This is a genomic window from Sphingomonas sp. CROZ-RG-20F-R02-07 (genome assembly GCF_022662335.1).
Lineage (GTDB): Bacteria > Pseudomonadota > Alphaproteobacteria > Sphingomonadales > Sphingomonadaceae > Sphingomonas.
Genome location: NZ_JAKNQJ010000016.1, coordinates 54,812 through 62,485 on the forward strand (window position 1 = coordinate 54,812; position 7,674 = coordinate 62,485).

General features: G+C 65.8%; 5 protein-coding genes and 3 pseudogenes. 7 read left to right on the plus strand and 1 reads right to left on the minus strand.

Going from position 1 to position 7,674, the window contains the following annotated elements:
• Positions 1–49 precede the first annotated feature (49 nt).
• Genes L8H00_RS16630 through L8H00_RS16645 form a run of 4 tightly spaced genes read left to right on the plus strand, consistent with a single transcriptional unit; the run spans position 50 to position 4,328 of the window.
• Positions 50–769, plus strand: coding sequence for a SapC family protein (locus L8H00_RS16630; RefSeq protein WP_242098423.1), 720 nt, complete (start codon positions 50–52; stop codon positions 767–769).
• Positions 762–1,793: a cupin-like domain-containing protein gene (locus L8H00_RS16635; RefSeq protein WP_242098424.1), complete on the plus strand. Its 1,032-nt coding sequence runs from the start codon at positions 762–764 to the stop codon at positions 1,791–1,793. Before L8H00_RS16630 ends, L8H00_RS16635 begins: the two co-directional genes overlap by 8 nt.
• Complete coding sequence (locus tag L8H00_RS16640) at positions 1,790–3,268, plus strand: tryptophan halogenase family protein (RefSeq protein ID WP_242098425.1); 1,479 nt, start codon at positions 1,790–1,792, stop codon at positions 3,266–3,268. The genes L8H00_RS16635 and L8H00_RS16640 overlap by 4 nt, the downstream gene beginning before the upstream one ends.
• Positions 3,269–3,272: 4 nt before the next feature.
• Positions 3,273–4,328: a LacI family DNA-binding transcriptional regulator gene (locus L8H00_RS16645; protein WP_242098426.1), complete on the plus strand. Its 1,056-nt coding sequence runs from the start codon at positions 3,273–3,275 to the stop codon at positions 4,326–4,328.
• 19 nt (positions 4,329–4,347) lie between these two features.
• On the opposite strand, the gene L8H00_RS16650 is transcribed toward L8H00_RS16645, so the two are convergent.
• Positions 4,348–6,057, minus strand: a complete 1,710-nt coding sequence (locus L8H00_RS16650) for an adenylyl cyclase (protein ID WP_242098427.1) — start codon at positions 6,055–6,057, stop codon at positions 4,348–4,350.
• A gap of 289 nt (positions 6,058–6,346) precedes the next feature.
• Here L8H00_RS16650 and L8H00_RS16655 point away from each other — a divergent pair.
• The 3 pseudogenes from L8H00_RS16655 to L8H00_RS16665 form a co-directional block, all read left to right on the plus strand.
• A pseudogene (locus L8H00_RS16655) lies at positions 6,347–7,069 on the plus strand (IS6 family transposase).
• Positions 7,070–7,134: 65 nt separating this feature from the next.
• A pseudogene (locus L8H00_RS16660) lies at positions 7,135–7,392 on the plus strand (FCD domain-containing protein); the annotation flags it as partial.
• Between the two features lie 55 nt (positions 7,393–7,447).
• Positions 7,448–7,674: pseudogene (locus L8H00_RS16665) on the plus strand (IS6 family transposase); the annotation flags it as partial.

The window sequence follows — 7,674 nt, forward strand, 5'->3', positions numbered from 1 at the left end:
GGCGTCGGCGGCGGCCCAAGGTGCCGACGGCAATGGAGCAGCTTTCCTGATGGCCAACCACGCAATCCTCACGGCCGACGATCACCGCACGCTGCGCATCGTGCCCGAGGCGAGCGCTGCACTGGGCGACGCGGTGATGTCGTGTCTGGTCGTGCCCAACGAATTCCGGCGCGTGCAGAATGAATACCCGATCCTGTTCCGCCTGACCCCCGAGCGTGATCGGTTCCAGATCATGGCGATGTTCGGATTCGTGCCGGGCGAGAACCTGTTCCTGGAGGACGGTCGATGGGATGCGCGTTACCGGCCGCTCGCCATGCAGATCCAGCCGTTCCTCATCGGCCGGCCGGCGAACGAGGGCGACGACCGGCAGGTACATGTCGATCTCGACAGCCCTCGCATTGCACGAGGCGACGCGGGTGTCCGCGTGTTCGACGATGTCGGCCAGGCGACGCCTTATCTGGAGGCGATCGTCGGGCGGCTCGGCGATCTGGATGCGGGCTGGCAAGGAACGGAGCCCTTTCTTGCCGCGCTCCAGCGATACGAACTGCTCGAGCCGCTGACGCTGGAGATCACGCTGGACGACGGCTCGACGAACAGGCTGGTCGGCTATCACGCGATCGACGAAGAGCGGCTGCAACAGCTCGACGCCGCGGCGCTTGGCGAACTTCATGCTGCGGGCCATCTGATGCCGGTGTTCATGGCGCTGGCGTCGCTTTCCAATGTCACCGAGCTGGTGGCCCGCAAGAACCGGCGCGATCGGCGTGGCTGACGCCGATCCGGGTATCTTCGCGGGGATGGCGTCGGTGCCGGAGGTGGGCGTCGTGGATGCGGCCGATCTCGACTCCCGTCTCCGGGCTGCCGATACGCCGTTCGTCGTGCGCGGATTGGTGAAGAACTGGCCGTTGGTCGAGGCTGGGCGCCGCTCGGGCCGCGAAGCGCGGGCGTATCTGCTCGACCATCACCGCGGCCTCGCATTTACCGTGTCGGTCGGTACGCCCGGCAGCGACGGCCGGCTGTTTTACGACAACGCCATGGCGATGAATTTCCAGACGCTGCGTGCGACACTGCCCGACATCTTCCAGCGGATCGATGCGATCGAAGGAAAGGCGGGGGCGCCTCCGGTCTATCTCGCCTCGATCGACATGCACCAGTTCTTCGCCGGCCTGTACGAAGCAAACCATGTCGATCTGGGTGATCGCACCTGCCTCGCCAGCATCTGGATCGGCACTAGGACGCGGATTTCGGCGCATAACGACCTACCGCACAATCTCGCCTGCGTGGCGGTGGGGCGGCGGCGCTTCACGCTGTTTCCGCGCGACCAGTTCCGAAACCTCTATCTGGGCCCGATCGACAACACTCCGGCGGGGCGCGCCGTGAGCATGGTCGATTTCCACGCGCCCGATTTCGATCGCCACCCGCGCTTTGCCGAGGCCCTGGCGCATGCGCAGGTCGCCGAGTTGGAGGCGGGCGATGCGCTCTACATCCCCGCCATGTGGTGGCACCATGTCGAGGGGCTGGCCGAATTCAACGTCCTGGTGAATTACTGGTGGCGCGAGACGCCGCGCTGGCTGGGGTCGCCGCAGGACGCGCTGAATCATGCGCTGCTGGCGATCCGCGACCTGCCTGCGGACCAGAAGGCGCATTGGCGCGACATGTTCGACCATTATGTCTTCGAAAACACCGACGATGTCGCCGCCCATATTCCGGAGGAGGGCCGCAGCGTGCTGGCACCGCTGACCCCAGATAGCGCGGGCCGTATCCGCGCGTTCCTGTTGCGGAGCCTCAGCCAGTGACCGTGCGGCCACGCCGGATCGTGATCGCCGGGGGCGGCACCGCGGGCTGGATGGCGGCTGCGGCGATCGCGCGGACGATGGGGCGCACGGTTACGGTGACGCTGGTGGAATCGGACGCGATCGGCACAGTGGGGGTGGGCGAATCCACGATCCCGCCGCTCGTCACCTATAACCGGCTCCTGGGCATCGGCGAGGCGGAGTTCATGCGCGCCACCCAGGCGACATTCAAGCTCGGCATCCTGTTCGAAGGATGGAAAGACGGCACCGACCGGTATTTCCATTCGTTCGGAGTCACCGGCAAGGATCACTGGTCGGCCGGCTTTCAGCATTTCTGGCTGAACGGCCAGGCGCGCGGTCATGCCGAGCCGTATGACGCCTATTGCCTCGAACTCGCCGCCGCCATGAACGGGAAGTTCGCGCACCTGCCCGACGACGGCATGAACTATGCCTATCAGCTCGACTCCACGCTCTACGCCAAATTCCTGCGGCGGATGGCGGAAGGCGATGGCACGACGCGTATCGAGGGGCGGATCGCGCGCGTCGCGCTCGACGACGAAACGGGGGATGTCGCCGCGCTACACCTCGAATCCGGTGCAGTGATCGAGGGCGACCTGTTCCTCGACTGCACTGGATTCCGCGCGTTGCTGATCGAACAGGCGCTCCACGCGGGCTATGACGACTGGAGCCATTGGCTGCCCTGCGATTCCGCGATCGCCGTGCAGACCGAGAGTGTCCGTCCCCCGGTGCCCTATACGCGCGCCATGGCGCATGATGCCGGTTGGCAGTGGCGCATTCCGCTCCAGCACCGGACCGGCAACGGGATCGTCTATTGCAGCCGCTATCTCGGACGGGACGCAGCGCTCGAACGGCTGCTGGGCAATCTGGAGGGCGCGGTGCTCACCGAGCCCAACGTCATCCGCTTCGTGACGGGCGCGCGCCGGCGCCAGTGGCACCGCAACGTGGTGGCGATCGGGCTGTCGGGCGGGTTCATGGAACCGCTGGAATCGACCAGCATCCATCTGATCCAGCGCGCGATCCTGCGGTTGATCCGGATGATGCCGGACGGCGCCATCTCGCCGCGCGACATCGCCGAATTCAACGACCAGCAATTCGCCGACATGGAGCAGATCCGCGACTTCCTGATCCTTCACTACAAGGCGACCGATCGGCGCGACTCCCCCTTCTGGCGGCAATGCGCGGCGATGCCGATCCCCGATAGCCTGGTCCAGAAGATCGAACTGTTCCGCGAAACCGGCCGCGTGTTCCGCCGCAACGAGGAATTGTTCGCCGAAAACAGCTGGGTGCAGGTGATGATGGGGCAGGGCATCGTGCCGCGCGCGCATCATCCGATTGCCGACAAGCTGCCCGACGACGAACTGGCGCGTTTCCTGGCGGCGCTGCGCGAGAACGTGACGCGGACGGTTGCCGGCCTGCCGCCGCATGCCGACTATGTCGCGCATTATTGCCAGGCCTGAACCGATGGTCCGGCGACGGCAGGCGGTCACGATCAAGCATGTCGCCGCCGATGCTGGCGTCTCGCTCCAGACGGTCAGCCGGGTCATCAACAGGGAGCCCGGCGTCCGTCCCGAAATGGCGGCGCGCGTTCGGGAGGCGGTCGATCGGCTGGGCTATGTGCCCTCGATCGCGGCGCAGCGCATGGGTGGATCGCGATCCTATCTGATCGTCGCGCTGAACGATCGCGAGCGCACGATCGGGGACTGGCGGGCGCGTGAGGGCACCGACTGGATCGATCAGATGCTGCTGGGCAGCATGCTGGCCTGCGCCGAACATGGCTACCGGATGATCGTCGAACTGGTCGACACGCACAGCGATCATATCGTGCGCGAGCTGATGGCGACGATCGCCGCAGTCCAGCCCGATGGTGTGATCCTGACGCCGCCGCATTCCGCCAATCCGCAGATCGTCCAGTTGCTGGAGGCGCAAGGGATCAGCTTCGCGCGGATCGGTTCTCTCCGCCAAGGCGCGGGGTTCGCGCTGACGATGGATGACGAACGCGCCGCCCGGATCGCGACCGAGCATCTGATCGGGCTCGATCATACCCGGATCGGTTTGGTCGCCGGGCCATCCGAATATGAATTGAGCGGCTGGCGGGTGGATGGATGGCGCGCCGCGCTTCGCGCGGCAGGGCTGGCGGACGATCTGCTCGCGCATGGCGATTTCGGCTATCCCTCCGGAAGGGCGGCGGCAATCGCGTTGCTCGATGCCGCCGATCCCCCCACCGCCATCATAGCCAGCAACGACCGGATGGCACTCGCCACGCTCGAGACGTGCCGCGATCGTGGGATCGTGGTGCCGCGCGATCTGTCGCTCGTCAGCTTCGACAACACGCCGATCGTCCGCTTCACCCATCCGCCCCTGACCGCGATCGACCAGCCGATCGCCCAAGTTGCTGCACGCGCAGTGGAACTCATCATCGCCGATCTCGCGGGATGCGCGGCACCGACCCAACCGATCGTCGTGCCGGCCGAACTCGTCCTGCGCCAATCGACCGCGCCGCGGCGAACGGTGACGTGAACGCGGCGTCGCACGCCGATCACCGTTCGGGGTAGCGCACCAACGTCTGCCGGATCGCGCCGGCCCTGGCGGCCGGCCCCGTGTCGTTCACCAGATGCGCGATCGTCCCCTTGCCACCCCCGAGCGCGATGGTCGTGATGCTGTCGAAACCGATGCCGGGTCGGTCCGGCGCCTCGATCGCGCTGTCCACCACGATGGTCGGGTCGGCAGTGAAATTGGCGTAGATGCCAAGCCCGGTCGCATGATGCCGCTGGACGCGGTCGGAAACCTTGTACGACGACCAGCCGCTCTGTGCACCGTCGCCATAGGCCGCTTGCGACGGCGGGTCATAGGGAAGCTCGCTCTGATAGAAGAGCGTGCGGCCGCGCTCGCCGTTCCATACGACCTGATGGCGCTGGAAATGTTCGACGAAAAGGCCATAGGCCGCGACATCGTCGCCATTGACCACCAGACCCTGTTCGCCGGTGCTCTCGGTCCAGCCGACATGCACGCGAGCGGTCGCCTTGTCGCCATGATCGGCCCGCCAGATCCACAGATCGTCGCACAGGACATGATGGCTGTTAATCTCGAGGCACGTGCCCGCGCGACCGATCGCCGTGCCGCCGACGCGGAAGAAGATGTCGGCCAGCAGGGTGGGATCGTCGGACCGGCCGGCATCGGCCTTCGGCTCGCCGATCTGCATCAGCACCGGCGACCGGATCGGCCCGGCATCGATCAAGAGCCCTGCGACCGTCACCCCCGGCACGTTCGCGGTCGTTAGCACCGCATTGCCGTCGGTAGCGAGAAGCGTCGCGAGCCCCAGCCCCAGAATGACGGTCCCCGGTCGCGTGATCCTCAGCGGCTTCGACCGGCGGTAGATGCCGGGGGTGAGCAGCAGATGAAAGCCGTTCGCCAGCGCCGCATCGATCCGGCTGGCGGGTGTGTCGGGCTTGGCGATCAGGAAGCGTGACAAGGGGATCGACCGGCCGGCCGGCTTCCCGCTTTCCCAGGTCGTTCCTTGCGCGTCGTGCCGCATCGCGGGTACGAATACGGCCCATTCCCCCTTGGCATCACAGTGCAGGAACGGCTTCTCCCGCATGCCGGGCAGGGCCGCCACATTGGTGATCGGCGGGTCGGGAAAACGGGTCGGCGGCGCACCTGCCACCCCGGCGAACACCATGTTCCAGTTCGCGCCCTCCCATCCACCGATCGTTCCGGACCGCGTGAACCATTGCTGCTGCGTTCCGGAGCGGATGGTGCCTTCGACGCGGCAATCCGCCATGAAGCCGCCGCTCGACCAGCCCCCGTCGTCGAGCGCCAGATCGCCATGGAGATGGATCCGTCGATAGGGCGCGGCCTGCGACACCGCCCATCGGTCCGTGCCATCGCGCGGGCGGACGGCGAGATTTTCGGCGCTGCGCCAGAAATTGTCGAGTGCCATGCCATGGGCCCAATCGGCCTCGACATGGACATGGCCATCGATCGTCACGTCGTCCGGCAGAAGCCCCAGCCCTGCCACCTGGGTGAAGAACCCGATATTGACATCGACGGCGTAGCGGCCGGGTTTGAACAGCACGGCATAGCGGGCATCGGTGAAGTGTGCGCTTTCCTGCTGGCGGAAGATGGCGTCGAGTATCGCCTGGATCCGTTCCGGCGGCATGGCCGGATCGATGATCGTCACGCGATCGCCCAGATCGGGATCGCGCGGGGCTTGCACCCCGGCGAACGCGGGCAGGGCAGCGCTCGCCACGCCCGTTCCCGCCAACCCAGTAAGCACGTTTCGCCGGGTCGTGGTCGAGATGTTCATACCGGCATGACGCTCTTGTTGTGGCCGTCCACGCTACGCTCGTACCATGCGGGTTTGCAACGCGGATCGAGTGCAGCTCCTGGCCTGTCAGACCAACGTGGCAGTCAGGGCAGGGAAGACTGGTAACGTTGCCGTAGATGTCGCCTTCTGGGTCATAATACCGGCCTATCGCTGGGGTTGGCTCTGTCAGACCAACGTGGCAGGGCGGGCAGGGGGCTGGTAACGGCGGCTGATGCCCCGCCGTTCACGTGCCCTGCCGCCATCGCCGTTCCGCCGCTTCAACTCGTCACCTGAGGTGATCCGCCTGGTTGTCATGATGTATGTGCGCTTTCCGCTATCGCTGCGGAACGTCGAAGACCTGTTGTTCGAGCGCGGGATCGATGTCTGCCACGAAACGGTGCGGATGTGGTGGAACAGGTTTGGACCGATGTTCGCCGGCGACATTCGCCGCCAGCGCGTGAACCGATTGCGGGGCTTTCGGCATTGGCGGTGGCACCTGGACGAGATGTACGTGAAGCTGAACGGCGAGATGGTGTACCTCTGGCGGGCGGTCGATCACGAGGGCGAGATCCTCGAGAGCTACGTCACGAAGACGAGGGACAAGGACGCAGCGCTCACCTTCATGAAGAAGGCGCTGAAGCGCCACGGCAGCCCTGAGAAGGTCACCACCGACGGGCTTCGCTCCTACGGTGCGGCAATGAAGGAGCTCGGCAACGCCGACAAGTAGGAGGTGGGTCGCTGGGCCAACAACCGGGTGGAGAACAGCCACCTGCCGTTCCGACGACGGGAGCGGGCGATGGCGCGCTTCAGGCGGATGAAAACGCTACAGAAGTTCGCCTCGGTCCATGCCAACGTCCACAACCACTTCAGCCTCGAACGCCATCTCGTCGATCGCCAGACCTACAAGGAACGACGCTCTGCCGCGCTGGCGGAGTGGCAGGTCCTCGCAAGCTAGGCAGATGCGTACAAAGCGCGACGTGCATCGTGTGGAGACGGGTTCGCGTTAGACTGACAGCACCCATGGAACTGCACCGCCGCATCGCACTCGCCACCGCCAACCCGGCATTCATCATCGCGTTCGATGCGCTTGCCGCCGAGATGGAGCGGGTGATGCGCGCCGGCGTCGACATCTCCCGCTCACGCCCGCCCGAGGTCATCGGTGCGATGATGCGCGAGCATGAGACGATCGTGGCCGCGCTGCGGGTTCAAGACAGCGATGGCGCCGCGCTCGCCATGCGCTGGCATCTGTCGGAGGGGCGCAAGCGGCTAATGCCCTGACGGGGTGCTGTCAGACCAACGTGGCAGGCGGGGCAGGGGCTGGTAGTGGCGGCTGATGCCCCGCCGTTCACGTGCCCTGCCGCCATCGCCGTTTCGCCGCTTCAATTCGTCACCTGAGGTGATCCGCCTTGTTGTCATGATGTACGTGCGGTTTCCGCTGAGCTTAAGGAACGTCGAGGACTTGTTGTTCGAGCGCGGCATTGATGTGAGCCACGAGACGGTGCGGTTGTGGTGGAACCGCTTCGGGCCGCTCTTCGCCGGCGACATTCGCCGACAGCGGGT

What these genes read in the sequence shown, in the direction of transcription:
- L8H00_RS16630 (WP_242098423.1), top strand. Translation starts at nt 50, where the DNA reads ATGGCCAACCACGCAATCCTCACGGCCGACGATCACCGCACGCTGCGC.
- L8H00_RS16645 (WP_242098426.1), top strand. Translation starts at nt 3,273, where the DNA reads ATGGTCCGGCGACGGCAGGCGGTCACGATCAAGCATGTCGCCGCCGAT.